At 68.6% G+C, this 24,852-nt stretch carries 21 protein-coding genes and 2 pseudogenes; 9 read left to right on the top strand and 14 right to left on the bottom strand.

What is annotated here, in order from left to right; genetic code table 11:
• Positions 1-86 precede the first annotated feature (86 nt).
• Positions 87-512, top strand: coding sequence for a hypothetical protein (locus ACGF5O_RS46720; RefSeq protein WP_393816050.1), 426 nt, complete (start codon positions 87-89; stop codon positions 510-512).
• A 70-nt stretch (positions 513-582) separates the two neighbouring features.
• Positions 583-996: an alpha/beta fold hydrolase gene (locus ACGF5O_RS46715; RefSeq protein ID WP_393816049.1), complete on the top strand. Its 414-nt coding sequence runs from the start codon at positions 583-585 to the stop codon at positions 994-996.
• A 283-nt stretch (positions 997-1,279) separates the two neighbouring features.
• On the opposite strand, the gene ACGF5O_RS46710 is transcribed toward ACGF5O_RS46715, so the two are convergent.
• Both ACGF5O_RS46710 and ACGF5O_RS46705 read right to left on the bottom strand, forming a co-directional pair.
• Positions 1,280-1,972, bottom strand: a complete 693-nt coding sequence (locus ACGF5O_RS46710) for a TetR/AcrR family transcriptional regulator (RefSeq protein WP_393816048.1) — start codon at positions 1,970-1,972, stop codon at positions 1,280-1,282.
• A gap of 27 nt (positions 1,973-1,999) precedes the next feature.
• Positions 2,000-2,563 carry a hypothetical protein gene (locus ACGF5O_RS46705; protein ID WP_393816047.1) on the bottom strand — a complete coding sequence of 188 codons (564 nt, stop codon included), beginning with the start codon at positions 2,561-2,563 and terminating at the stop codon, positions 2,000-2,002.
• Positions 2,564-2,963: 400 nt separating this feature from the next.
• On the opposite strand from ACGF5O_RS46705, the gene ACGF5O_RS46700 reads away from it, so the two are divergent.
• Positions 2,964-4,445 carry a carboxylesterase/lipase family protein gene (locus tag ACGF5O_RS46700; protein WP_393816046.1) on the top strand — a complete coding sequence of 494 codons (1,482 nt, stop codon included), beginning with the start codon at positions 2,964-2,966 and terminating at the stop codon, positions 4,443-4,445.
• A 197-nt stretch (positions 4,446-4,642) separates the two neighbouring features.
• On the opposite strand, the gene ACGF5O_RS46695 is transcribed toward ACGF5O_RS46700, so the two are convergent.
• Both ACGF5O_RS46695 and ACGF5O_RS46690 read right to left on the bottom strand, forming a co-directional pair.
• A complete protein-coding gene (locus ACGF5O_RS46695; protein ID WP_393816045.1) occupies positions 4,643-6,283 on the bottom strand; it encodes an IS4 family transposase in 1,641 nt (546 codons plus the stop codon).
• 97 nt (positions 6,284-6,380) lie between these two features.
• Positions 6,381-7,340 (bottom strand): NADP-dependent oxidoreductase, encoded by a 960-nt coding sequence (locus ACGF5O_RS46690; RefSeq protein WP_393816044.1) that lies wholly within the window; start codon positions 7,338-7,340, stop codon positions 6,381-6,383.
• 152 nt (positions 7,341-7,492) lie between these two features.
• Here ACGF5O_RS46690 and ACGF5O_RS46685 point away from each other — a divergent pair.
• Positions 7,493-8,333 (top strand): annotated as a pseudogene (locus ACGF5O_RS46685) (helix-turn-helix transcriptional regulator).
• Positions 8,334-8,675: 342 nt separating this feature from the next.
• Here the strand turns inward: ACGF5O_RS46685 and ACGF5O_RS46680 are convergent.
• Positions 8,676-9,284: a family 78 glycoside hydrolase catalytic domain gene (locus ACGF5O_RS46680; RefSeq protein WP_393816043.1), complete on the bottom strand. Its 609-nt coding sequence runs from the start codon at positions 9,282-9,284 to the stop codon at positions 8,676-8,678.
• On the opposite strand from ACGF5O_RS46680, the gene ACGF5O_RS46675 reads away from it, so the two are divergent.
• The gene (locus ACGF5O_RS46675; protein WP_393816042.1) at positions 9,234-10,061 is read left to right on the top strand and encodes an AMP-binding protein; all 828 of its coding nucleotides are present in this window, start codon (positions 9,234-9,236) and stop codon (positions 10,059-10,061) included. The genes ACGF5O_RS46680 and ACGF5O_RS46675 overlap by 51 nt on opposite strands.
• Before the next feature lie 96 nt (positions 10,062-10,157).
• Positions 10,158-11,402 carry an NADH:flavin oxidoreductase/NADH oxidase family protein gene (locus tag ACGF5O_RS46670; RefSeq protein WP_393816041.1) on the top strand — a complete coding sequence of 415 codons (1,245 nt, stop codon included), beginning with the start codon at positions 10,158-10,160 and terminating at the stop codon, positions 11,400-11,402.
• A gap of 36 nt (positions 11,403-11,438) precedes the next feature.
• Here ACGF5O_RS46670 and ACGF5O_RS46665 read toward each other — a convergent pair whose 3' ends face one another.
• The 4 genes and pseudogenes from ACGF5O_RS46665 to ACGF5O_RS46650 form a co-directional block, all read right to left on the bottom strand.
• Positions 11,439-12,113 (bottom strand): winged helix-turn-helix transcriptional regulator, encoded by a 675-nt coding sequence (locus ACGF5O_RS46665; RefSeq protein WP_393816040.1) that lies wholly within the window; start codon positions 12,111-12,113, stop codon positions 11,439-11,441.
• Positions 12,114-12,257: 144 nt separating this feature from the next.
• Positions 12,258-13,706: pseudogene (locus tag ACGF5O_RS46660) on the bottom strand (amidase).
• A 105-nt stretch (positions 13,707-13,811) separates the two neighbouring features.
• The gene (locus ACGF5O_RS46655) at positions 13,812-14,648 is read right to left on the bottom strand and encodes an SDR family NAD(P)-dependent oxidoreductase (protein ID WP_393816039.1); all 837 of its coding nucleotides are present in this window, start codon (positions 14,646-14,648) and stop codon (positions 13,812-13,814) included.
• A gap of 1,225 nt (positions 14,649-15,873) precedes the next feature.
• Positions 15,874-16,188: a hypothetical protein gene (locus tag ACGF5O_RS46650; protein WP_393816038.1), complete on the bottom strand. Its 315-nt coding sequence runs from the start codon at positions 16,186-16,188 to the stop codon at positions 15,874-15,876.
• Positions 16,189-16,398: 210 nt separating this feature from the next.
• Between ACGF5O_RS46650 and ACGF5O_RS46645 the strand changes: the two genes are divergently transcribed.
• Complete coding sequence (locus ACGF5O_RS46645; RefSeq protein ID WP_393816037.1) at positions 16,399-16,683, top strand: hypothetical protein; 285 nt, start codon at positions 16,399-16,401, stop codon at positions 16,681-16,683.
• A gap of 480 nt (positions 16,684-17,163) precedes the next feature.
• On the opposite strand, the gene ACGF5O_RS46640 is transcribed toward ACGF5O_RS46645, so the two are convergent.
• Genes ACGF5O_RS46640 through ACGF5O_RS46630 form a run of 3 tightly spaced genes read right to left on the bottom strand, consistent with a single transcriptional unit; the run spans position 17,164 to position 20,568 of the window.
• Positions 17,164-18,633, bottom strand: a complete 1,470-nt coding sequence (locus ACGF5O_RS46640) for a class I adenylate-forming enzyme family protein (RefSeq protein WP_393816036.1) — start codon at positions 18,631-18,633, stop codon at positions 17,164-17,166.
• Between the two features lie 35 nt (positions 18,634-18,668).
• Positions 18,669-19,592 carry an alpha/beta hydrolase gene (locus ACGF5O_RS46635; protein ID WP_393816035.1) on the bottom strand — a complete coding sequence of 308 codons (924 nt, stop codon included), beginning with the start codon at positions 19,590-19,592 and terminating at the stop codon, positions 18,669-18,671.
• 7 nt (positions 19,593-19,599) lie between these two features.
• On the bottom strand, positions 19,600-20,568 hold the full coding sequence (locus tag ACGF5O_RS46630; protein ID WP_393816034.1) for an enoyl-CoA hydratase/isomerase family protein: 969 nt from the start codon (positions 20,566-20,568) through the stop codon (positions 19,600-19,602).
• Positions 20,569-20,896: 328 nt separating this feature from the next.
• Between ACGF5O_RS46630 and ACGF5O_RS46625 the strand changes: the two genes are divergently transcribed.
• Positions 20,897-21,580, top strand: coding sequence for a TetR/AcrR family transcriptional regulator (locus ACGF5O_RS46625; protein ID WP_393816033.1), 684 nt, complete (start codon positions 20,897-20,899; stop codon positions 21,578-21,580).
• Between the two features lie 18 nt (positions 21,581-21,598).
• Here the strand turns inward: ACGF5O_RS46625 and ACGF5O_RS46620 are convergent, their stop codons facing one another.
• Both ACGF5O_RS46620 and ACGF5O_RS46615 read right to left on the bottom strand, forming a co-directional pair.
• Complete coding sequence (locus ACGF5O_RS46620) at positions 21,599-22,495, bottom strand: short-chain dehydrogenase/reductase (RefSeq protein WP_393816032.1); 897 nt, start codon at positions 22,493-22,495, stop codon at positions 21,599-21,601.
• Between the two features lie 385 nt (positions 22,496-22,880).
• Entirely contained in the window at positions 22,881-23,936 is a 1,056-nt protein-coding gene (locus tag ACGF5O_RS46615; protein WP_393816031.1) for an aldo/keto reductase, read from the bottom strand.
• Between the two features lie 258 nt (positions 23,937-24,194).
• Between ACGF5O_RS46615 and ACGF5O_RS46610 the strand changes: the two genes are divergently transcribed.
• A complete protein-coding gene (locus ACGF5O_RS46610; RefSeq protein ID WP_393816030.1) occupies positions 24,195-24,806 on the top strand; it encodes a TetR/AcrR family transcriptional regulator in 612 nt (203 codons plus the stop codon).
• The last annotated feature ends 46 nt before the right edge of the window (positions 24,807-24,852 follow it).

Here is a 24,852-nt window from a genome sequence, read left to right as displayed (position 1 = left end):
TTTCAATATCCCATACTCGACGGGTGGCCTCGTTCCGTGGGGGTTGCTATTGACATAGTAAACACTATCACGGTAGTGTCCGCATCATGAGTTGGAATTCGTGGAAGGTATCCGCCCGGTACGCGGTCATGGGAGTGGTCATGGCCGGGATGTGGGCGTCGAATGCCGGTGAGCCGCTGATCCAGCACGCGGCCAAGTTCGTGGCGATCGGCGTGCTCGGACCGCTCATACTGGCGCGTGCGCTGCAGCGCCGTGCCCGGCGCGCCGGGCGGGTCAGGCAGAGCAGGCGGTCAATCGAGAAGGCGACGGCGTTCAGGGTCGTGGTGGTGTTCATGGCTCTGCTGGCCAGTGCGTTTCTCCGTTCGCGGGTGCACGACGCCGACTACATGGTCGCGGTGGGCATCTTCTTCTTCGTCACGCTGCTCGGTCCGCGGTTGGACGGGAGCCTGGGCGCCGCCGTGCGACCCGCCCGCACCGCCGCCGAGTCGTCGGCGGAGATGGAAGGGAACTGAGATAATGTTCAGTGCCACCATCGGCTGCTCCGAGCTGAACCACGAGCTTGCGGGTGCCGGTCTGTGACTGATGTTCCTCAACGGCTCGAAAGCCACCCTGTCGGCGGTGGTGCCGCTGCTCGGCCGCCTGGCGGAGCATTTCGAAGTGGTCGGATTCGACCAGCGCGGCCTGGGTCGCTCGGCCTCGGCTGCAGGTCCTTACAGCATGGCGGAGTTGGCCGCGTGCGCGGTCGGGTTGGCCGATCACCTCGGCTGGCAGGGGTTCCGCGTGTTCGGAGTGAGTCTCGGTGGAATGGTCGCCCAGGAATTGGCGGTGACCTGGCCATCGAGGGGTGAGCGGTTGGTGCTCGCGGCCACGTTCGCGGTTGGCGCGGGCGGCCCGTCCTTTCCGCTGTACATCCTCGGCGAGCTGCTGGCCAATGAGCGGGCAGTTCGTTGGGTGGGTCTGGGTGGACATGAGGTTTGCGCCCGAGTTGCCAGGTGAGAACGGAGGGCTGCTGTGGCTGATGGCGGGTGCGCTGGGGGCGGAGAGGTCGGCGCTGGTGCGCCGCGGGGAAGCGCTACAGTCTCGGGCGAGGGCGGCGCATGACACCTTCGACCGGCTCGCGCGGATCTAGTTGCCCCGCGATGGTCGCCGCGGGGCGGTTCGACGGTATCGCGCCCCCGGCGAACACGGAGGCGTTCGCCGGGGGCGCGATACCGGAGCCCTGCTGAGGATCCTCGAAGGCGAGCGCCTGTTCCTGCTGCCGGATCCCGCCGCGCTCACCTCAGTGATCGATTTTCCTGGCAGAGGTTGACCGCTTGGTCCGAGGCTTCGGATGTTGCTCCAGCATGGTCACTTCGGTGAACAGCGCAGCCAGGGTGCGCTCGAACAGGTCCTCCGGCACGGAGTCGGGTTCGATGCGCCGTAGCTGGACCAGGCCGTGGAACAGCGCGAGCACGATGGTCGCGATGTTCTGCAGCGGGTAGTCCGTGCTGCGGCCTTCGCGCTCGAGGATCCCGGCGAGCAACTGCGTGAGCGCGTCGCGAGTCTCGTCGACCTGCTCGGCGAGGGTCGCCATCGCCTGCGGGTTGCGTACCGCGTAAAGCCAGAACTCCGCGTGCAGGGACTCGAAGACGATGTCCGTGTCCGCGGTCTCGATCAGCAGCCGCCCGAGCCCGTCGGCAGCCTTGGCACCCGCCTCCCGATTGCCGATCATCTTCGCGGCCTCGGTAATGCGGCCGGTGGCTCGCGATTTGAGCAGCTCAAGGAACAGTTCCTGCTTGCCGCCGAAGTTGGAGTAGAGCGCGCCGATCGAGTAGCCGGCGCTCTCCGCGATCTCCTCGACCGAGGCGCCTGCGTATCCCTTCTGGGCGAAGGTCTCGGCCGCGGCGTCGAGCAGCAGTTCCCGCGTGCGCGCCTTCGACTCCGCGCGGGTCAACCGCTTCGGTCGCGCTTTGGCGTCTTGTCCTGTCGTCATCGCGTAATGTTACCCAAATAGCACTTGCTATGTCAATTGCGGAGCCTGCGAAAAGCTGTCGCCCGGTAGGCCTGCGGATAGGCTCTCGCCGCCGAACACCTTCCGGGTCGCGGGTTCGCCGCCGAGGACGAAGGGTGCGAGCAGTGGCGAGCCCACGGTCCACGAGGTCTTCTCCTCCGGCCGGATCGCGTTGTCGGCGTAGACGTAACCGGTCCAATAGGGGCCGTCCAGGTCGCGCAGGTGGCCGACGTCCGTCAGTGCTCTGCGGGCCCGATCCGGTCGCCTGACGGCCCACAGGGCGATGCAGAGTTCGAAGGTCTCACCTCCGGCCACCCATGGTCTGTCGTCCACACAGCGGGTCCCGAGGCCGGGCACGACGAACCGGTCCCAGCCCGCGTCGATCCGTTCGAGTGCCGCCGCACCGCGCAATGCCGTGCCGAGGGCGGGGTAGTGCCAGTCCATCGAATAGCGATCCTTCTCGGCGAATACGCCGGACGGCGGCTGCCCGCCGAAGTCGCCTGCCGACGCGACCGCCCGGCCGAGCCGTACTGCCGCGCCGGTCCATTTGTGGGCGAGCCGCGGTTCGCCCATCCGCTGCGCGATGGCGACCGCGCAGCGGCGAGGGCGTGAGATCCGTGGTTCTCTTCGACTGACACGTCGATCCTTTTGCAGTCGGCGAACCCGGTCGCCTCAGGGGCGAGCCCGGGGATTGACCGCGCCCGGCGAGCGGTGTACGCCGGGCGCTTTCTGAGTCGATGGTCGCGGCCGGGCGGGCACGGATGGGCATCGCGCCGCGAGTCCCCGACCGACCGCTTTTGCAGCCGTCTGCCGCTCTGCGTGCAAGGCGCTCGGATCACAGATCGCTATGATAATGGTTACTATCGAGATAGTGTATATTATCTCGATGTGGCTCCATGCTGTTGCTTCCACCTACTACGGAACGCGAGCGAGGGTGCCGCCGCGCATCGGCCACAATCCGGGAGAAATAGTGATGACCATTGCGAAAACCGCCGCTGGCGCGGTACTTGGCGCTGAGGTCGGCGACGCGATCCTGGCCTGGAAGGGCATCCCTTACGCCGCTGCGCCTCTTGGGCCGCTGCGCCTGCGCCTGCCACAACCGGCTGCATCATGGATGGGCGTTCGCGACGCGACCGTCTATGGGCCGCCTTCTGTCCAGGCACCACGCCAGCTGCCCGGTCTTCTTGCTGGGTCCGAGCTGCCTGACCCCTCGGAAGACTGTCTCTACCTGAATGTCACCGCGCCGGCTAACGCCTCTGGCCGCCCAGTGCTGGTGTGGCTTCACGGCGGCGGCTACTTCAACGGCAGCGGCACCGACATGGCTGGCGACGGCAGTTCCTTCGTGCGTAGCCACGGTGCCGTGGTCGTCACAGTCAACTACCGTCTCGGCGCGCTCGGCTTCCTCGCCGTGGATGGCGAGGCGCATACGGGCGCCTATGGACTGCACGACCAGATCGCCGCGTTGCGCTGGGTACGGGAGAACATCGCCGCGTTCGGTGGCGATCCAGAGCAGGTCGCCGTCTACGGCCTGTCCGCCGGTGCGAAATCCGTGGCAAATCTGCTCGGATCCCCGCTCACTCGGGGCCTGATCCACCGCGCCGCGTCCAGCAGTGGGGGCGCAGAGCGTGTCGCGACTCCGCGCCAGGCCGCAAGCGTGGCCCGCCGCTTCCTGCGCGAACTGGGTGGCAGGGCGGAGCTCATTCGCAGCGCACCGGTCGCCGAGATCCTCGCCGCGCAGAACGCCATCGCCGGGGGCGTGCGCGCCACATGGATCTGGCGCCCGGCGCTCGACGGGCTGGCCCTGACCGCCCGTCCGCTCGATGCCATTGCCGCTGGATCCGCCGCCGGCATTCCGCTGCTCGCCCAGACCTGCGCTGAGGAATGCGCCGCTTACCAGATGATTGCGCCCGACACCGCAGATCAGACCGACCGAATCCTGACGAAGAATTTTGGGTCGGCTGGTTGCGAACAGATCCTTGCCGCCTACGCCGCGAGCCGCCCAGAGTTGGCGAACAACCCGGCGCAGCTGCGCGTCGCCGTGATGACGGACGAGCGCTACGGCATACCGACCACCCGTCTCGCCGATACGCAGTCCGCGTATGCTCGGGTGTGGCGATCACGCTATGACGGACCGCTGAACATCCCGCCCGGGCTGGGCCTTCCCGAAGGCGTCCTGCCGGCGGTCCACGGATCCGACGGCATTCCGATCTGGAACGGCGGCGACGATCTCGCCAGTGCCCTGCATGAGGCCTGGGGGGAGTTCATCGTCGGCCGTGCCCCGGCTGCAGCCGGTCTTCCCGAATGGCCCTCCTACACCGTCGATCGCCGAGCGACCATGATTTTCGACCGGGCCGGATCGCGCATGGCCTACGACCCGCTCGGCGCGGAACGCGCTGTCTGGGATGGGCGCGAGTGGCCGTCCGGTACATGGTGGGAGTTCGACGAAGTGGAGTGAGGATGCCACCGGTGGGCCGGCACACCGCAGCGGGGCACCCGCGACGCCCGTCCGTCGACCTCTGACGGCCGGCCACTACCCCGACGAGGACCAGGAAGGAGCAGGGCGCAGGCCACCGGGCCTGTGGAACCCGGCGCAGCCGCGGCGTCATGCGACGGCCCGCCCAATGCCGGACGGCTAGGCGCTCCGGTCAGAGGTCACGGATCAGGCCCGAAGCAGGCCGTACGGCGTGGGAGGCGGACTACCCAGCCGTTTGCAGCCCATGCTTTCAGCAGGTGGGTGAGGTGGGAGACATTCGACAGCCCGATGGCGTCTCTGATCTCTTTCGGGCCGGCAGCTTCCTCCTGTCGGTACGGCAGGGCAGCGAGCACTCGCTCGAGGAGAGTCGGCGGCACTCCGTCCGCAGAGGCGGGAGGGAGCGGCAGTCGAGGGACTGCAGGGATGCACCACGGGCGTGGGGGTGGTGGTGTGACCAGGACCGGACGGCGGAGCTCGACGGTGATTTCGTCGATGCGCACCGAGGGTGCGGGGCGGTGATGCGGATGCTTCTTGCGGTCGCTGGTGCGTAGTCTGCGGCGGGGGACGCGCCGTTCAGGTGTGAGCAGATAGGCGCGCAGGCTGCCACCGTGGTAGTCGGTGTCGGGGTCGATCTCTGCGCGGATCACGCTGTCGCGGCCGTGGTCGAGGGCGTGCTCGAAACTGATCCGATCGGGGTCGAGTCCGCTGGCGTGTGCGGCCTCGGCGATCTCACGGCCAAGCAGTTGGTAGACGATCAGCGCCGCCCACAATTCCTGACGCACGGCCCGGGGCTTGCGGGAGCGCAGGGGGAGGCAGCGCAGCAGCCCCAACTTGAAGTCACGGGAGGCGGATTCGACCTCCCACCGCTCGTGGTAGAGGGCAATCAGGTCCTGCGCCGGGTAGAGCACAGGATCGCACAGCGTGGTGACCAGCCGATAGCGGGTGCTGGTGCGCGTCCCGTCGGCCAGCCGTACTACGACGTCGGCGTCGATCACCCGGACGTCGACGCCGCCGAGGCGGCTGAGGAAGGTCCCGTCGTCGAGGACTGCGAGGACGGGCGGGACCCGCCTGGCGGTGCAACGCACCAGAAACGCGGCACCGGTCGCGGCGATCTGCCTGTACAGGGGAGCCGAGCCGAAACCGCGATCGGCCAGGACGAGCATGTCGGCGCGTAGAGCCGGTGTCAGCCGGGCCGCGAGCTTGCGTTCGTCGCCGTACGCGGCGGCCAGTACGGCGTCGATAATGGCGCGGGTTCCGACCTCGATGAGCGCCAGCAATTGCACATGCGGGTGTGACCAGGGGGTAAGTGCCCGTCCACGGCCGAAGAACCCCTCGTTCGCGGGGGTGTTGGCGGTCTCCAGGGAGCGGCAGCCGTCGACCGCCACCAGCCTCCAGCCCCGCCAGGCGACCCCAGGGGTCCGCGTGGACGCGACCGGGCCGGCGAGAAGGCGGAACAACTGGTACAGCACCGGCTCACCGACCCGGCCCCGCAATTCGATCAGTGCGCTCTTGGACACCCGGGCCTGCCGCCGGTCCAGACAGGCCATGCCGCCGATCAGATGCTGCCACACGCGCTGGTACCCCTGGCCGGGAAACAGCTGGAGCGCCAGGACGAAGTAGACCCCGACGAGCAGTGGAAGCTTCCGACGACGCTGAGGCGGTCGGGCCTCACGCTCCTCCTCCAGAGCGCGCTCGACCAGCTCCCTCGGTATCTGGCGGGTGAGTTCACCCAGGTGGGCAGGCCGCAGCAAGCCATTCCGGCAGTCGGCTGCGTACGAGGAAATACCCACTTCGGAGTCGGGCACGGTGTTCTGGAGCAACGCTGGTCCTCCTCGGCGCCTCCGCGAGAGCCCTCCGCTCCCTACGGAGACAACCGTGGCGTCGGACTGCGCACCACACTCGGTTGGCAGGGCTCCGTCAGAGGAAGCTGCGCGGCACGGTCACCACGTGCTTGCCCGCGACGCCGCCGCGCTCGAACGCCTGGTGCGCGGCGGCGATGTCCGCGAGCGGGTACACGCTGTCGATCACCGGGCGCAGCGCACCCGACGTGACATGGTCGGCCACGTCACGCAGGACGGAGGTCTCGGGGTTGGCACTGAAGGTGCGGATGCGGCGGGTGCCGTGCACGCTGGAGGCGACGATCGCGGCCAGCGCCGACGGGGACAGCCCGACGGTGACCATCCGGCCGCCCTTGGCCAACCGGCTGCGGTAGCAGTGCAGTTCCGTGCCGACGGTGTCGACGATGACGTCGAAAGGCCCGATCTGCTCCGAGGTTGTGGAGCGGTAGTCCAGGACATCGTCGGCGCCGAGGTCGGTCAGGAGCTCGGCGTGGCGATCGCGTGCCAGGGCGGTGACGTGACTGCCCATGGCGTGCGCCAACTGCACGGCGGCCGTGCCGACTCCGCCGGCCGCGCCCCGCACCAGGACCCGTTCCCCGCCTGTGAGGTGCACGCTGTCGCGCAGCGCGATGAGCGCCGTAGCACCGGCGACCACCAGGGAAGCCGCCTCGACCGACGAGAGGTCCGCCGGGGCGTGCGAGATACGGCTCGCAGGAACCACGGCATATTCGGCCGCCCCGGCGAGGGAGTGCCGCTGCCGGGGATGCACCATGCCCCACACGCGGTCCCCGACCCGATAGCCCTCGACACCGGTACCGGTCGCGGCGACGGTGCCCGCGAAGTCGAGTCCCACGCCGATCGGGAAGCGACGTCCCGTCACCATCTTCAACTCTCCCGAGCGGACGATCACATCGTGCCCATTCACGCTGGTCGCCTCGACCGACACCAGCACCTCACCCGCACCGGGAGCGGGGCGCTCGACGTCGTTGACCCGCAGGACGTCCGCTGTACCGAAACCCGTGATCTGAACGGCCTTCATGGCGCTGTTCCTTCCGTGACCGGCTGTGGTGGATCCGATGCTGGACCCCGCGCGCGACATCGCGGTCGTTCTCCTTTTCCTGGGTCTGGCAGACCCACCCTTGCGGGCCGCACCGACGGCATACTGGCGTCGTGACCGACTCCTCCCACGCCATGAGCGACGATCCCCGGCGCGAACTCGCCGACTTCCTGCGTACCCGGCGAACTCGGCTGCGGCCAAAGGATGTTGGACTGGAGCCCGGCCCGAGGCGGCGTGTCGCCGGGCTGCGGCGCGAGGAGTTGGCCCTGCTGGCGGGGGTGAGTTCGGACTACTACCAGCGCATGGAGCAGGGACGCGACGTCCGGCCCTCCGAACAGGTCCTGGACGCCCTCGCGCACGCCCTGAACTTCTCCGCCGAGGAGACCCGGCACCTGCACAGCCTCGCCGCCGCACGTAATCCGGCCCGCCCGCCGCGTCCGTACGAGTCGGAGGAGGTACCAGACACCACGCTACGACTCCTGCGCGGCATGAGCTCGCCCGCTCTGGTCGTCGGGCGTTTCCTGGACGTGCTGGCCTGGAACCCGCTCGGCCGTGCTGTGCTGGGCGAGTTCACCCGACAGCCGCAGAAGGAGCGTAATCTGCTGGCACTGTTCCTGCACCCGGAGGCCGACCGTGCCTGCCCGAACCGGACGGCCACCGTCGCCGAACTGATCGGGATGCTGCGAACCCAGGTCGCCGCCGACCCCGGCCCCCCCGCGCGCGGTCGAGCTGGTGGGCGAACTCGCGGTCCACAGTGACGAGTTCGCGGCCCTGTGGGCCCTCCACGACGTCGAGGAACCCACCCGCGGCCAGATGCGTCTCAACCACCCCCAGGTCGGCGAACTGAACCTGGATTGGGACGCCTACCCGATACCGGGCAACCCCGGCCCCGCGCTCATGGTCTGCACCGCCGCCGAAGGCAGCCCCGACGCCGAACGACTCCAACAGCTCGCCGCACTGCCGGGCGCCCCTTGATCCACTGGGCGGTGTGCACCGTGAGGTCGCAGGTCACGGGTCTTGTGTGGATTGCGAGTCGAGTACTCGTGACGGCCGTCGGTTGATGACCATGGCGTATATGCAACAGACCCGAGGTTCGCGACTCGCGGGTTCCCCGACCGTGGAATGGCCATCCAGATGAGTGAGTGAGGCGGCTTCGTGTAGCGAAGGGTGGTTTTGCCCAGTTCTGCCGGACGGGTGCCACCGCCAGCCGTAGCCCTTCGTCTCCGCCCCTGCCTGGGCGGTCATGCGTACGCTCACATGCCCACGCCAACTCCTCCGCCGACGGCGTGAAGAACTCCCGTAACTCCCGTTCCGAGATCAGCTTCTTGAACCTCGGATACGCCGTCCGCTCCAGCGACGCCACACCAACCGCCCCACGCCCGACCGACTGACAGCGGCCACCATCAACAGCGACGATCTCGGGAGCGTGGCCAGGGCCAGATTATGGAGCGTAGTCACACTCGCCGTATTCACGTCGCCGCCGCTCAAGGTGAAGTGGTCGGTCGCCAGGGCCGAACGCAGTGGCCGTACGCACAACTCGCCGTCCTCGAGGACCTCGGCGTGCCGTGCCGTGATGACCGTTCCGACCGGTCCGCGCGCACGGAGCTTGAGCCAGCCCACGACGTTCTGTCCGAAGTCGAGGAGAAGGGCGCCAGAAGCGCTGCGCCACGTCCGCTGCGGGCGCAGGTGGGCGATGCGCCGTACCGGCGGGGCGAGGTCGGGGCTGAGGCGGGCGTTGTCGTAGTCCACGGCGCGGACTCCGGCCCAGTCCTCGTTCTGGAATCCGGGGCGCAGCCAGGCGTCGTTCTCGCGCCGGGCATCGATGGACTGACCGTCATCCAGAACGGCGCCTTCGCCTTCGGCGCCACGATCGTGATGCAGCCGAGGTTCGAGGCGCGGTCCGCCCTGCGTCTCATGCTCGCCCACGACGTGACGTTCTTCGCGGGGGTCCCGACGATGTACTGGGGCCTTCTCGCGGCACTCGACGAGTCGGTCGACGTCGCGCGCCTGGCCGCGAACCTTCGCGTGGCGGTTGCCGGTGGTTCAGCCCTGCCCGGTGAGATGCACAAGCAGTTCGAGGACCGCTTCGGGGTCACGATCCTCGAGGGATACGGACTGTCCGAGACGTCCCCGATCGCGTCCTTCTCCCCGTTCGGCGAGACACCTCGCGTCGGATCCATCGGGGTGCCCGTTCCGGGCGTGGAGATGAAGCTCATCCGCGACGACTGGTCCGAGGTCAGGGGCGGCCCCGACGAGATCGGGGAGATCGCGATCAAGGGTCACAACGTCATGAAGGGCTACTACAAGCGGCCCGCAGCCACGGCCGAGGCGATCAGGGAGGGCTGGTTCCGCTCCGGCGACCTCGCCCGCAAGGACGAGGACGACTTCTACTACATCGTCGACCGGTCCAAGGACGTGATCATCCGCGGTGGCTTCAACGTCTACCCGCGCGAGCTGGAGGAGGTGCTCATGGAGCACCCCGCGGTCTCGCTTGTCGCCGTCATCGGTGTACCGCATGAATCCCACGGCGAGGAGATCAAGGCCTTCGTGATGAAGAAAGCGGGGAGTGGCACGACCGAAGAGGAGCTCACCGCCTGGGCGAAGGAGCGGCTCGCCGCCTACAAGTACCCGCGCATCGTCCAGTTCGTCGACGCCCTGCCCCTGACGTCCACCGGCAAGATCCTGAAGCGCGAACTCGCCTGACCGCGAGACTGCTAGGCAATGCCGGGGTCTGGACCGACAACCCGCGGTGCCCCTCACTCATGCCTCTCACCCGTCCCGACCGAAGGACATCTGCTCATGACCTCCCTGCACGGCCACCTGACCCTGCCCAACGGCCAGGTGCTACCGAACCGGATCATGAAATCCGCCCTGAGCGAGGCTCTCGCGGACCGGAACAACGCCCCGGACCATCGCCTCGAACAGCTCTACCGGACCTGGAGCCGGGGCGGGTACGGGCTGATCATCACCGGCAACGTCATGGTCGACCGTACCCAACTCGGCGAGCTGGGCAATGTCGTCATCGAGGACGAGCGTGACCTCGCCGCACTGACCCGATGGGCAGCGACGACCAAGGACGCCGGCATCCCGACCTGGGTGCAGCTCAACCATCCCGGCCGTCAGGCCAACATGCTCGCGCTCGGGCACACACCGGTCGCGCCCAGCCCGATCACCCTCAACCTGCCCGGCGCCGCCAAGCCCCGCGAGCTGACATCCGCGGAGATCGAGGACATCATCGAGCGGTTCGCGACCGCAGCGGCGGTGTGCGAGACGGCCGGCTTCGCCGGGGTGCAGGTGCACGGAGCTCACGGATACCTGGTCAACCAGTTCCTCTCTCCGCTGTCGAACCGGCGCGACGACGAATGGGGCGGCGATCCCGAGCGCCGGATGCGCTTCGTCCTCGAGGTCGTGCGCCGGATACGGTCACGGGTGTCACCCGGCTTCGCCGTCGCCGTCAAGCTCAACTCGGCCGACTTCCAGCGCGGTGGATTCACCGAGGAGGAGTCCCGCTCGGTCGTTGCGGCTCTGGCGCAGGAAGGGCTCGACCTGATCGAGGTCAGCGGCGGCAGCTACGAGTCGCCGGCGATGATGGGCACCGCCGCTGCGTCGACGCGCGCCCGTGAGGCGTACTTCCTGGAGTACGCCCGTACGGTGCGCGGTCTGGTGGGCGACATCCCGCTGGCGGTCACAGGTGGCTTCCGCTCCCGAGGCGCGATGGAGGACGCCGTCGCCACGGGCGAGTGCGATGTCGTCGGCATGGGCCGGCCCACGGCCACGATGCCTGATGCCGCAGACGTGATCCTCGCGGGTCGTGCCGAGTCGGTCGTCGCGCACCAGGTGCGCGTCGGGATGCGCCGTGTGATCGGCAAGGTCGCCGACGTCAGGGCGCTCGACGGTGTGCTCGACCTCAGCTGGCACACCGACCAGCTGCACCGGCTGGGCGCGGGCCTCGAACCCGACCTGCGCCGCGGCCGTCTCGCCACCGTCGTCTCGATGGTACGGCGAAACGGAAAGACGTCCTTCCGCCGCAAGCGCGGGGCCTGAGGTCTCACTCGGTCCTCGGCGACGCAGGTCGGGAGGTCAGACCCTCGAGGCGGCCGAAACCGCGGTGTGCCGTCGAGCCGCGTCGGCGAAGGTCTCGAAGAGACGGCCGACCGCCTCGATGTCGCCGCCTATGGCGAGTCGACCGGAACTGACGGCGGCGGACGGCGTCTCACTTCCGAGGGACAGCGCGATGAACGTTCCCACATCGCAGGCGATGGTGGAGGGGGACGACGCGGGTGACGGTCCGGAACGGACCTGGAGGACTCCGTCACTGACGGTCACGGAGAACCTTTCGCCGGCATCGACGTCGCACTCAAGAGTGAGGCCGGCCAGTCGACCGGGATCCGTCGCTGCCGTCATGCACAGCGCCACCATGTCCGGACGAGCGGTCGAGGGGTCGACACCGTCGTTCATCAGGCCCAGGCCCCATAGGCCGAGCCCGATGATGGGGGTTCTCAGGCCTTCGCCGAACTCGGTCAGGGTGTACTCCGACGTCGGCTCGGCCTTGGAGACGACTCCGGTCGTGTGCAGGGTTCGAAGCCGGTCGGCGAGCCGGTTCGTCCCGATCGACGGCATACGGCCGAGGATCTCGGTGAACCGCTTCGGGCCCAGCAGGAGTTCGCGGAGGATGAGTACGGTCCACCGCTCGCCGAGCACGTCCATCGCCGTGGCGAGCGGGCACGCCTGCCCGTACCTGCGTATCGCTCCCATGTGTTCCACCCTACCGGCTTGCCCTGACGGCGCTTCGTACGCGCCGTCAGGGCATCACGTTGACGCGCCGCCAGTCCCCGGTGCTGGGCGAAGCGCACCATAGCGGGCCGGGTTCGCTCGCGGGCAGGTTGTTCGCGCCCGTCGCTACTTCGCGAAGGCGGGTGGCCGTCGGTACCCGCCGAGTTCGGCGCCGACCAGCGCGGCGAACTCGACGGTCGTCAGGTCGCCGCCGGCGGGGCCCATGGCCTGGACGCCGACCGGCAGCCCTGCGGCGTTGCGTTTCACGGGGATGGTCGTGGCCGGAGTTCCGGCGATGTTGGCGATCGCGTTCCACTTCGCCTGGTCCCAGTACGACCGCTTTGATCCGTCCACGTCGAATCGACGCCCGAACCGGTCGATGAGCTTGCCGTGATGCGGTGGCGCGGCCGTCGGTGTCACCGGCATCAAAACGACGTCGAACTCGTCGTAGAACCCGTGCCACCGCTGCCTGATCTCATGACGAGCCGCGTCCGCTTTGAGCCAGGAGTAGTGCGACTGGAAGGTCCCCCGAAACGCGGCCAGGGCGTCGCCGTGCGGATGCTGGAGCATGCGGGCGAGCAGTCCCGCCGCGAACCTCGGTGTGATTCCGGTGCGGTCGACCCCGAACGCACCGTAGACGAGCGGTTCGAACGCTCGGTGCGAGGTCGCGATGTCGACGGGTAGTGAGGTCGGCTGGATCGTCACCTTGGCACCTCCGTCGCGCAGGACGGTGACGACATCCTGGATCGCGCCGCTGACGTCGGTGTCGATCGGGCACGACGGATCGTCGTACCAGACCGCGACCCGGAAGTCGGAGAGCCGGCGCGCTCTCGGCGGGGCGAGGGTGTAGGAGAATCCCCCGTCGCGAGCCATCGGGCCCGTGGTCGCGACGAGGATCGGTACGAGGTCCCGGGCGTCCCGTACCTGCTAGCCCGGACACGCGAGGTCCATGTCGGCCCATCGGCCGGTACCCGGGCCGTTGGGGATGTGGCCCACCAACGGGATCGAACGCCAGGTCGCCTTGTGTCCGTAGAGCCCGTTGAAGTGTGCAGGGATGCGCGTCGATCCACCGATCTCCGAGCCGAAGTCGAAACCGGCCAGTCCTGCGGCCGTCGCCACCGCGCCCCCGCCCGCCGAGCCCCCGGATGTCCGGGTGAGGTCCCAGGGGTTGTTGGTTGGCCCGAAGACCGGGTTGTCGGCCTGCACGTCCTGGTTGCCCGGCGGCATGTTCGTCTTGCCGATGACGATGGCGCCCGACCGGCGCAGGCGGCTGACCGCCTCGGCGTCCTGCCGCGGTACGTTGTCCGCCAGGTCCCTTCGGCCGCACACCGTTCGCATGCCCGCGGTCTCGTAACTGTCCTTGACGGTGATCGGCAGGCCGTCGAGGACCCCGCGGTCCTCCCCCCGGGCGCGAGCGGCGTCCGCGGCGTCGGCTTCCTCCCGGGCGCGCTCGGCATCCAGGGTCACGATCGCGTTCAAGGTCGCGTTGTGGATCTCGATGCGCCGAAGATAGAGCTCCAGAAGCTCGCGGCTCGTCGTCTCTCCCGAGCCAAGAGCCTTGAGCTGGCTGGTCACCGAGGCGAAAGGCAGATCAGACATGGTTGGCTCCGAAGTTCTGGTTCGCGGAGTTCGCGCGGTGCGCGGGTCCGTACTGAGGTCTGGTCTCGACAGCCACCCGGCTCACCGTGCCTCGAGTTTGCCGAGAAGCGCACGCAACGTGCGGTCACCTGCCATGCGGGCGTCGATCGCCGGGTTGATCACACCTCGGAGGGTGGACAACGGCGTCCAGCGGGTCGGCCGGATCACGCGGGGCGAACGGTGCTCGACGGCCTTGACGATGGCCTGGGCAGCCTCGTCCGGCTCGATGCGCTTCAGCAGTGGTCGCGGGGAGGTCCTCGACAGGATTTCGGCGATGGCCGGATCCTCGTCGACACCGTGTTTGATCATGTCCGTCTGGATGAGCGAGAAGTAGGCGGTGGTGGCAGAGGCGCCGTGCCGGGCGAGTTCCACCCGCAGGCCGCGTCCGAGCTGCTCGACCGCGGCTTTGCTCATCGCGTAGGGAAGAGCTCCTGCGCCGTTGAGGAAAGCGAACACCGAACTGATCAGTACGATCTGCCCCTGGTTGGCGACGACCTGCTCCATCGCCGCGTTCACGGTGTTGATGACACCGTTGACGTTCACGGCCAGCACCTTGTCGATCGCGGCTGCGGGCATGGTGCGCAAGGTGGCTCCACGCCCCATGATGCCGGCGTTCGCGATCGCGATGTCGACCCGACCGAACCGCTCACACAGCACACCGACGGCATCGCGAAGCGCGTCGCGATCGCAGACGTCTGCCGTGATGCCGAAGACGCCGGACGGAGAGATACGTGCTGCGATCTCCGGTGTCTGCGGATGCAGATCCACAATGCCGACGCGTGCGCCGCGCGCGACGAGGGTCCGAGTGGTCGCGCTGCCGAGCCCGCCGGTCCCGCCGGTGATGAGAACGACCTTGCCGTCGAGTTCATATGTGGTCATGCGGATGCCTCGTCTTCAGTCACGGGGATGGCTCGTCCGCGTTCAGGTCCACTTCGGTCGCGGCGAGTCCGAATTCGGGGCCGAGCGACGGGACTTCGGTTCCCGTGCCGGCAGGCTTGGCTCAAGGCGGAGGCGGCGAGCCAGGAGCTGTGTCTCAACGCGCTCACGACGAGGCTCGGAGACGGGCGGTCATCTCAGGACGGCGCGAGACGTCGACCTGGTCGCTGCATCTGGCTACTCATCTCCGAGTGCGGCGGTGTATCGATCAGGATCTTGCCGATGTACATAAGGCGTCTGACGGCCCCGGATCGGGGCACCTTGCGCGCCCGGTCCGGACGGGGTTGCCGATATTTCGCTCAGTCGCTCGCTCGCGGGCACCCGCCGATTCCGAGGTGGCCGGATTGCGGCCCACCGTTCCGGCGCGGGTGTCCGGGGTGTCGTGGTGCCCGCACGCGCTCGCGGCGGTCCCGATTGCTGTGCCGGGTTGCCTGGCGGGGGTGCCGCACCCGGGCGTCGCCTCTGCCATCGCGATGCCCGCACCGCGTGTTGCGCCCGTTGCGAGCGCACGTTGACCATGCGGCGACGCCTTCGTCATGAAGCGGCACACTAGCAAGGTACTATACGAAATGTATAGTAGTCTGATGGCTCCCGTGCGACTGGGCTGCAGACGGTCGATTCCTGTCGGAGAGCGGGGGTGTCCGTCCAGCTCACGGTCGGTGGCGTCGTGTCGAGGGATGGACCCTTCTGGAGGCGGCCGGCGGCATGAGGCGCGAGGCCAGGTGGGCGGGCGCGGGTACGGCTGGCCGAACCCGGATCGCACTGGCATGCCGGGGAATCCTCACCATGCGGTGAGGCCCGGGCCGGTGGCGGTCGCACCCTTTTCGGCCTTGCCGTGCGGCGGAACCGAGCGGAGCCCACCCTGCCGCCACCGTGCGCTCCTCGCCGTTGCGGGGCCCGATCTCGGCTATGGGCAGGTGGCCCGCGGTTTCAACGGTGCGGGCGGCTTACATTCCTTCGCTGTCCAGTCTGCGCTCCCGGACCCGCCGCTGACGACCGGAGGCCGGTGCCGGGACCCGGCCGGGCGTTGACTTGCCCGGGGGAGCGCGTAGTGCTCCGCGGAGCATTCCACGACGCGGATCGGGGCGTCGCGGTCGGTGTGCCGGACGCCCAAGTACGGGGCCCTCGGGGCCGAGGGCGCAGGCCTCGCCCCACTGGCTCAGGATCATCAGGACGGGGCACAGGTCAGGTGGCACTCACGGCGGGAGCGGCTGCCCGGTTCCCGGTCGGTGGCCGTCTGGGCCTTGACCGCAATGACGTCAACGGGATCCTCAACCGCCTGGAAGGCCACCGTCAGGTCGGCAGGCAGGCCGATCCCGCCGATCGGCGGCGCAACGTGGTCAGCCTCACCCCCGTCGGCGGGGCGTACCTCGAAGAACTCCAACGGCACACCGATGTCGTACAGGACACACTCCTGGCCGGCCTCAACGCTGAGGAACGACGACAACTGCACTATCTGCTCACCAAACTGCTCGACAGTCACCAACCGCAGTCGGCGTGACCGCGGGGGGTGCGCGGGATGGAGCCGGTCTCGATCCTGTATGACGGTCCGGCGGGTGCCCCGCCGGACGAACCGGCTTTTCTCGCGGCGCAGTACTGGGCATGCAGTGCGGAACGTCGGTCACGCGGATCCGGTGGAACTGCCCGATGGGCGATGGTCCATCTCGGCGTCCGCCCCCGCGGTGCCACTCCGATGTTCCACGTCAACGGGCGCGAGACCTTCCTGACCGGCATGGAGGAGGTGGGCGACTGGCCTGTAGTGGTGGAGGACCGTTTCACGGTGGGGCCGGCGACCACCTCGTTCGTCGACGAGTTCCCGACCCCGTTCCTGCGTCCGCGCTGGATCTCGCCCGGAGCCGATCCGTGGACCTTCGCCTGCAACCGTGACGGAGGCGGTCTGACCTTCCTTGTCGGGCGACGACCCGAGTCGCGCGAGTCGGAGCGCCTCCTGGCGGTACGGACACGGGATGCCGAATGACAGGCCGTCGCCACCATCCCGAACGGGAATGCGGCCATGGTCGTACGGCATCGACGATGCCCACTGGGCGGCTGTCGCACGCAGCGACGGTGTGCTGGCGGGGCGAATGGCCATCGGCCCCCTCGACCAGACCCTGGCAACGGCTGAGGGCATCGGGGCTGAGCTTTCACTGGTTCATCCGGGCTCTGGGGAACACGGGGAAGTACGGCTTACGCAGCGGCCCGGACCGGCTCGAACTCGGCTATGGCACTGACGGAGAGCTCCGTGCCCTGCCCACCGTCGACGGCAGGTACCTGTCGCCGGGGGTCACACCGGCCGGGTTGTGGGAGTGGAAGCGCTCGGGACCGAGGCAGTACCGGAGACGTTCGCCTACAGCGGACTCGACGCAGCTGCACCCCTCACACGGCCGAACGGAACACCTGGATGAGCGCACCTGGGTGAAAGCACCGGGACCGGGGAAGACCTGTCTTCTCCGGGTTGTCATGCCCCGGCAGGGGCGGTGGCGTGGGTCGCCCGCAGAGCGACCTTGTCGATCTTGCCGACCGCGTTCTTCGCGATGGCCTCCACCACGACGTACGAAGTGGGGCGCTTGTAGCCGGTGAGACGGCGTACGCAAAGGGTCCCGAGGGCTGCGGGATCGACCGTGGCACCCGGACGTGGCTGGACATAGGCGACGACCACCTCGCCCCACTTCTCGTCCGGCACGCCGATCACCGCGGCCTCCAGGACGGACGGATCGCTCGTCAGCACGTCCTCGATCTCCTTGGGGTAGATGTTCTCCCCGCCCCGGATGATCATGTCCTTCGACCGCCCGACCAGGGTGAGATAGCCCTCCGGGTCGATGTGGCCGACGTCTCCCGTGTGCAGCCAGCCGTCGACGACGACTCGCGCTGTCTCCTGCGGACGTCCGAGGTAGCCCCGCATGACGTTGCGGCCGCGCACCAGGACCTCGCCGTCCTCGCCGGGTGCCATCTCGGCACCGGTCGCGTCGACGATCCGGATCTCCTGTCCCGGGAAGGGAAGCCCCACGGTCCCGGCACGACGAGGTCCCGAGACCGGGTTGACCGTGGAGCCGCAGGTTGCCTCGGAGAGCCCGTATCCCTCGACGAGGGGAAACCCGTACCGTGCCTCGAACCGGGTCAGCAACTCGGCGGATGCGGGCGCGGCACCGCAGACCGCGAACCGGAGCGACGATGTGTCGGGTCGCACCTCGTCCGGGAGCGCCGCGAGCATGCTGTAGATCGTCGGCACCGCGCTGAAGAAGGTCGGGCGTTCCCGCTCGACGAGGTCGAAGAAGGTGCCGGGATCGAACCGGCCCGCGATGGCGACACTGGCGCCGACCAGGAGCGGGGTCAGGATGCTGACCACGATGCCGTTGACGTGGAAGAGCGGCAGGATCAGCAGGCAGCGGTCGCCCGGCCCCAATTCCAGCGCCAGGCGCCCCATTTCCACCATGGCGTCGATGTTGGCATGGTCGAGCATCACGCCCTTGGGCACTCCGGTCGTACCGCTGGTGTAGATGAGGAGGGCCAGCGCGGACGGGTCCGGATACGGTGCCTGATCCCACCCCGGTGCCTCGTCGCGCAGCTCACCGACGGCGAGCGTAGTGAGGCCGGCCGGAGCTGCCGCGCCGTCCTCGACCACCAGCAGGCGCGCGCCGGAGTCCGCGAGCTGCCGGGCGACCTCGATGTCGGTCATGCTCGGGTTCACCGGTGTGACGGTGGCGCCGAGCCGCCAGGCCGCGAAGAGCAGCAGCACGAACTCGACGCGGTTCGTCAGTTTCAGGGCGACGACGTCACCACGACCGACTCCGAGGTCCTGGAGGTGGTGCGCGGCCGCCCGGACGCGGCTCAGCAACTGGTTGTTGGTGAGCGACCGACGTCCGTCCGCGACCGCGGGCCCGTCCGGGTCGAGTGCGGTGCGGCGGTCCGGCAGAGAAGCGAAGTTCATGGTGTGCGTACCTGTCTCGGTGTGGTGCGAGCCGGTCAAGGAGTCGAAGGAGCGGGGACCGGAGCGAGCTGCCTGGTCAGGAACTCGGTCTGGTCGCGCGCCAGGGTCTCGAAGGTGTCGCCGGTGTAGAAGTCGAAGTGACCGGCGTCGTACCTCTTGATCTCTCCCCGGGGTGCGGTCCGCGCGTAGCGGAGGGTCTGGGCGGGAGGGGTGACCGAGTCGGTGTTGCTGACGCAGAAGAGGATCGGAAAGGCGATCTTCTTCGCCGCACGTCCGGGCCGGTAGGCGGCGATGGTCGGTATGACCCGTGCCGCCACCTCGTTGCGGAACGTCGTCCCGGCCGGCTGGAGCGCTTCGTATCCGGGCAGCGCGTCCGAAGCGTTCATGAGAGCCGGCGAACCGGGGGAGGCGGCGATGGGAACCATCGCGGGCGCCCTGCCACGGACCCTGGCCGCCAGGTCCCGGGCCAGTACGGGGGTCATCCTGAGGGAGGCGGTCGGGCCGAGTGCCAGCGCGGAGGCGAGTCCGTCGGTGAACGGACACTGGGCCACGGCCGCGCGCAGTTCGGGATGGCGGGAGGCGACGGTGATGGCGTGGCCGCCGCCGAAGGAACTGCCCCACACCGCGACGCGCGTGCCGTCGAGGTCACGGCGGGCCTTGACCCAGGCCAGGGCGGAGTCCCAGTCGACGAGCTGGCGCTTGATCGACAGCAACTGGCGAGGACGGCCGCCGCTGTCGCCGAAGTGCCGGTAGGTGAAGGCCAGGGCGGCGATGCCGGCCTGGGCGAATCGCTCGGCGAAGGCGTCCAGGCGCATCTCGCGGGTGGCGCCGAGGCCGTGCCCCAGGACGACGACCGGCGGCGAGACGACGCCCGCGGGAAGGTAGAGCCATCCGGCGCAGCGGCTGCCGCCGGAGGGGAATGCCACGTCCTGGCGGACGAAGGGGTGTACGGGGGACATCGTCGGCTCACCGCCTGTTCGTCGAACGGATCCCGGGCACGCTGCCCGAGGCGAGCGCCCGCGCGTAGGTGTCCGGGTTGTAGAGCGGGAGCTCGCCGGTCGCCTCGGTCGTCGCGATGTAGTCGAGCATCAGCTCCTGCCCTTCCTCGGACATGACCCTGGTGAAGAACTCGGTGCGCTCGACGTGCATGCCTTCCGCCAACGGCATCGAGCCGCCGAAGTACACCGACCTCTTGGCAGCCGCGACGGAGCCCTTGGAGCGTGCGCCGAAGCGCTCCGCGAGTTCGATCGCCCGCGCCACCACCTCGGCCTGCGGCACGACCTCGTCCACGGCCCCGTTGGCGAGCGCCTGAGCGGGGGTGAACGGCTTGCCTTCGAGGATCGCGACCAGGGACCTGTGAGTGCCGATCAAGCGGGTCAGCCGCTGGGTCCCGCCTCCGCCGGGGATGATGCCGAGGAGGATCTCCGGCTGGCCGATGAAGAAGTCCCCGTCGGCCATGACCCGGAGATCGCACGCCCAGGCGAATTCCGCGCCCAGGCCGAGCGCCGAACCGTTGAGGGCTGCGACGAAGACGACTCCGCTGGCGTTCATCCGCAGGAACGTGGCGTGCAGGCGGTCGAGTTGGACGGCCCCTCGCAGCGGGGTCCTGCTCATCAAAGGCTCCGGGACGCGTGCCCGGTCCGTGCCCCTGGCCACGCGTGCCACGGCGGAGGCGCCGCGCCGGCCCACGGTAGGGCTGGCGGCACCTTCCTCCTGAAGCCACCGGACCGCGGCATGGCTGACGAACCGCTCGGGATGTGCTCCTGTGAAGACGACGGCGCGGGCGGCTGGGTCGTCGTCGACGCGGTCGACGAGTCTGTCCAGCTGGTTGGCGATGTCGAGGCCGAACACACCGTGCGGGCCGCCGTCGACTCGGACGATCAACACGGCTCCGCGGTCCTCGATCTCCAGTCGGCCCTTGTCTTTGTATGGCATGAAATGTTCTCCCGTGTTTATTTCGTCCCGTACTGAGTTCATGGGGAGTGGGGCATGTGCATGAGGGACAGCCGTGGAAGTGCACGGCAGCGGTGGACTGGACCGCTGCGGTGGGATATTCGTACCGGCGGCAGGAATCTCGGGCCTGTCCGTCCAGGCGCCTCCAGGAGCGCATGCCTGTGCCCGAGACGGCACGTCACTTGTAGTGTGTATCCTTGCTCCGCAGAAGCATATAACCAAGTTATTTCAAGTGTGACAACCGCCACTCGGGTGGGCGTGTGATTCGGGAATCGTGATCGGCTGTAAAGCCGGGTGGAGGCTGAGAGACGTGGCAGGGCGGGCAAGACTCGACGACGCTCCTGAGCGGCTTGTGCGGGCTGCCGTCGGCCTGCTGGCGGAGCGGGGACCGTCGGCCGTCAAGGCGCGCACGGTGGCGTCCGCGAGCGGACTGTCGACGATGGTGGTCTACAGCCACTTCGGTGGGATCCCCGAACTGATGGGAGCCGTCGCCGACCACGGATTCAAGGAACTCGGCAGGGCTTTCGGTGAGGTGCCGGTGACGGAGGATCCGATCGCCGATCTCTTCGCCATGGCTCTGACCTGCCGTCGAGTGGCCCGGGAGAACCCTCACCTGTACGACCTCATGTTCGGACTGTCCACGCGTGCCACGTACCGGCCCCTCTCGGACACGGATCTTCGTCTGAGTGGACGTTCGCCGGGATTCCGTGAAGCCCATGCGCATGTCGTGGCTGCGTGCGAGCGACTCGTGGGATCCGACAGGGTCGAGCGGCAGGATCCCGAGGTCGTAGCCGCTCAGTTGTGGAGCATGGTGCACGGCTACATCACTCTCGAGATGGCCGAGCACTTCGTCGAGTTCGATGATGCGGTGGTGGAGGTGCTGCTGCCCATGGGGGTGAATTTCTCCGTCGGGCTGGGCGACGAGCGGGAACGCGCCGAGGCCTCGCATCGGGCCGGCGCACGCCTGTACGAGTCGACCGTTGAGGGGCGGTGACCATCGGACGGTCGGGCGTCACCTTCCGCGGGACGGGGGTGACGGGTTCTCGGCACCCGGCGTGAGTTGGTCATGCCGCCCCAGTGCCGCGACCTCTCGCTCAAGGGTCGGAACCGTCCTGGACGCGAAGCGCTTCGCCCAAGGCCACGCCAGCGGCGAATTCAGCGCTGCCTTCGCCCAGTTGGCCACGACGACCGCGCGCGGGACGTACACACGACTGCGCCGCCGCGCGAGGCCGTCGACGATCGCGGCCGCGGCCCGGCCGGCACTCGTGGTGACGTTTCCCGGATAGGGCAGCCGTCGGCGCAGGCCCTGGAACGAGGGCAGGTCCGCCTCGGCGCCCCGGACGAGGTCGGTGTCGATCCAGGAGGGGTGGACCAGGCCGACCGTGACCCCGAGATGGGCCACCTCCTGGCGGTAGGTCAGCGCGAGCATCTCGGCCGCGGCCTTGCTCGCGCCGTACGAGGCCATCGCGGCCAGTGGCATGAAGGACAGCGCCGACGCCACGACCAGGACATGACCCTGGCTGCGCTCCAGATGGGGCGTCGCGTACTTGAGCGTGCGGAAGACACCGTTGAGGTTGACGTCCAGGACTCGCTCGAACGACGCCTCGTCCGTCTGCCGTACGGTCCCGTATGCCACGACGCCGGCATTGGCGACGACGAGGTCGATGCCGCCCATGACCGACGCGGCGTCGTCGATCGCCGAGCGCAGAGCGGAGCCGTCACGGACATCCGCCTCCCGCCAGGAGACGGAGGGGCCCAGGTCATCGGCGAGGTCGCGCAGCCGATCCGGCTCCAGCCCGATGAGGGTCACGCGCGCGCCTCGGGCGGCCGCGAGGCGCGCCACCCTTTCACCGATGCCGCGGGCCGCTCCGGTGACAACCAGCCTCTTGCCGAGCAAGTCACGTTTCATGACGGCAACATAACTTCGTTATTGATGGAACACAAGGTGTCGTGCAGGCTGACTACCCCTGCCGTGGCTGCTGGGTCCCAGGACTGAGCGAACGACCCTCCTTTGTGTAACGCCTGAACCGCCCGCAGCCGGTCCGGTGCCCCTGCGTGCTCATCGACAAGGGATTCTTCCGCTGCGGCGTCCTTGCCCGTCAGGAATCGATGGGCAGATCGCTGGGCGGCGGGCCGAGGAGGTCCGTCTGCGGGCATGCGCCACCACCTGTGGGAGGGGGGCTACTCCGCGTCCGCCTCGGCGCGGCGGTCTGGCTGCCCTCGTACCGGCGATGCCTCTCTCGGCCCGGACGCGCGCCATCGCTGAGCTTGCCGAGCCGCGCCCCCCTCGGACGTCAGATGACGGGAACCGTCGGAGACGCCACGCGACTCGCGTCGCCTCCCCTGACGCCGTCCTGGGCCCGGGCGACCGCTTCGTGGGGAACCCCGAGGGCCACCTCGCTGACGTCGGTCAGCCGCGCGAACTGCTCCGGGGCCAGTCGGACGTCCAGGGCGCCCAGGTAGTCGTCGAGCTGGGTGAGGTTGCGCGGGCCGATGATCGGCACGAACGAGGTCGATGCGCGGGCGGCGCGCTCACGGAGCCAGGCCACGGACACCTGGGCCGGCGTCGCGCCGGTCTCCTCGGCGACCGCCAGCACCGTGTCGACGACCGCGGTCTTCTGGTGGGTGCTCTCGGTGTGCACGAGTGTCTTGAGATCGCTCAGCCGTCCCTCCGTGCTGCGGCGGTACTTGCCGGTCAGCAGTCCGCCACCGAGCGGCGACCACAGGGCGGCGCCGAGCCCCAGGCCCTCGGCCATCGGCAGCAGTTCGCGGTCGGGGGTCCGTTCGACCAGGCTGTACTCGATCTGGATGCCTGCGACCGGTGCCCAGTTCTTCAGCTCCGCGAGCGTCACGGCTCGGGAGACCCGCCATGCGGGGAAGTTGGACAGGGCGGCGTGAAGTATCTTCCCCGAGCTCACCAGGTCGTCGAGTCCGCGCAGGATCTCCTCGACGGGCGTGAGGTCATCGGGGAAGTGCACCCAGTACAGGTCGATGTAGTCGGTGCCGAGGCGCTTCAGGCTGGCCTCCACCGAAGCGACCATGTTCTTGCGGCTGTTGCCCGTCCTGGAGATGTCGGGCTGCGGTGTGGCCCCCATGGTGAACTTTGTGGCCAGGACGAAGTGATCCCGGTCTGCGGCGATGAACTTGCCCAGCAGTTCCTCGGACTCGCCGAACTGGTAACCGTCCGCGGTGTCGAGGAACGTTCCGCCCGCTTCGGCGAACTTGTCGAACATCCGGCGGGACTCGTCCGGATCCGCGCCGGCACCCCAGCCAGTACCGAAGTTTCCCGTCCCGAGCGCGTACTCGGAGACACGTAGTCCGGTCCTGCGCCCAAAGGTCGTATAACGCATGAGAGATCTCCCTGGTGTTGCTTGAACATTGGTTGCCTGGCGGTCGGTGGCGCCTGCCCGCACTGCGCACCGGTTTCGGGGGCGAGCGACTCCGAGGCGGTGGACGTGCTGAGTGCCATGACGCTCTCCGGAACCGCCCGAGGCACTCACCTCCGCCGACGGATGACTCCGTAACGGGCAGCCTTGGCAATGAAGATTGATGAAGTTTTGGGTTATTTGTCACACTTTCCCAAGTAAAACGATCGGTATCCTCAAGGTGTGACCCACTCTCGCCAGACACGTCGGCATCGCGGACGCGGTGCCCGGGAGCGGATCCTCGCGGCGGCGACCGAACTGTTCACGGCGCAGGGGATCAACGCGACCGGGATGGACCAGCTGTCGAAGGCCGCCGAGGTGTCGAAACGGACCCTGTACACGTACTTTGGGAGCAAGGACGAGCTCGTCCATACGTATTTGCAGGAGTTGCGGGGGCATCTCCCGCAGGCAGCCGGGCCGTCCGACGAGCCGACGCAGAGCCCCCGCGAGCAACTCCTGGCCGTCTTCGACCCGAAACCGCGAAACACGGCCGCTCCGGTCCGGGGCTGTCACTTCCTCAACGCCAGCGTCGAGATACCCGACCCCGAGCATTCCGTGCATCGACTCGCTGCTACTCACAAGCGGGAGTTCGCGCGGCGCCTCTCGGGCATCGCGCGGCGCGCCGGCGTGTCGAACCCCGAAGCCCTCGGTGAACAGCTCGCGCTGCTCTACGACGGTGCGGCCGCACGCGGCACCGCGCTCAACAGCAGCCACACCAGCGCGTGCGCTCGATCCATCGCGGAGCTGTTGGTCGACACCGCACTCGCCGAAGCCGGCCCGCCGACCCGGACATGAGGCCGGCCAGTTGCGCGGTTGAGGGCCGTGGGGCGCCGGGACCCGA

Source organism: Streptomyces sp. NPDC048291 (genome assembly GCF_043201715.1).
Classification (GTDB): domain Bacteria; phylum Actinomycetota; class Actinomycetes; order Streptomycetales; family Streptomycetaceae; genus Streptomyces.
This window is presented reverse-complemented; position numbering and strand designations above follow the sequence as displayed.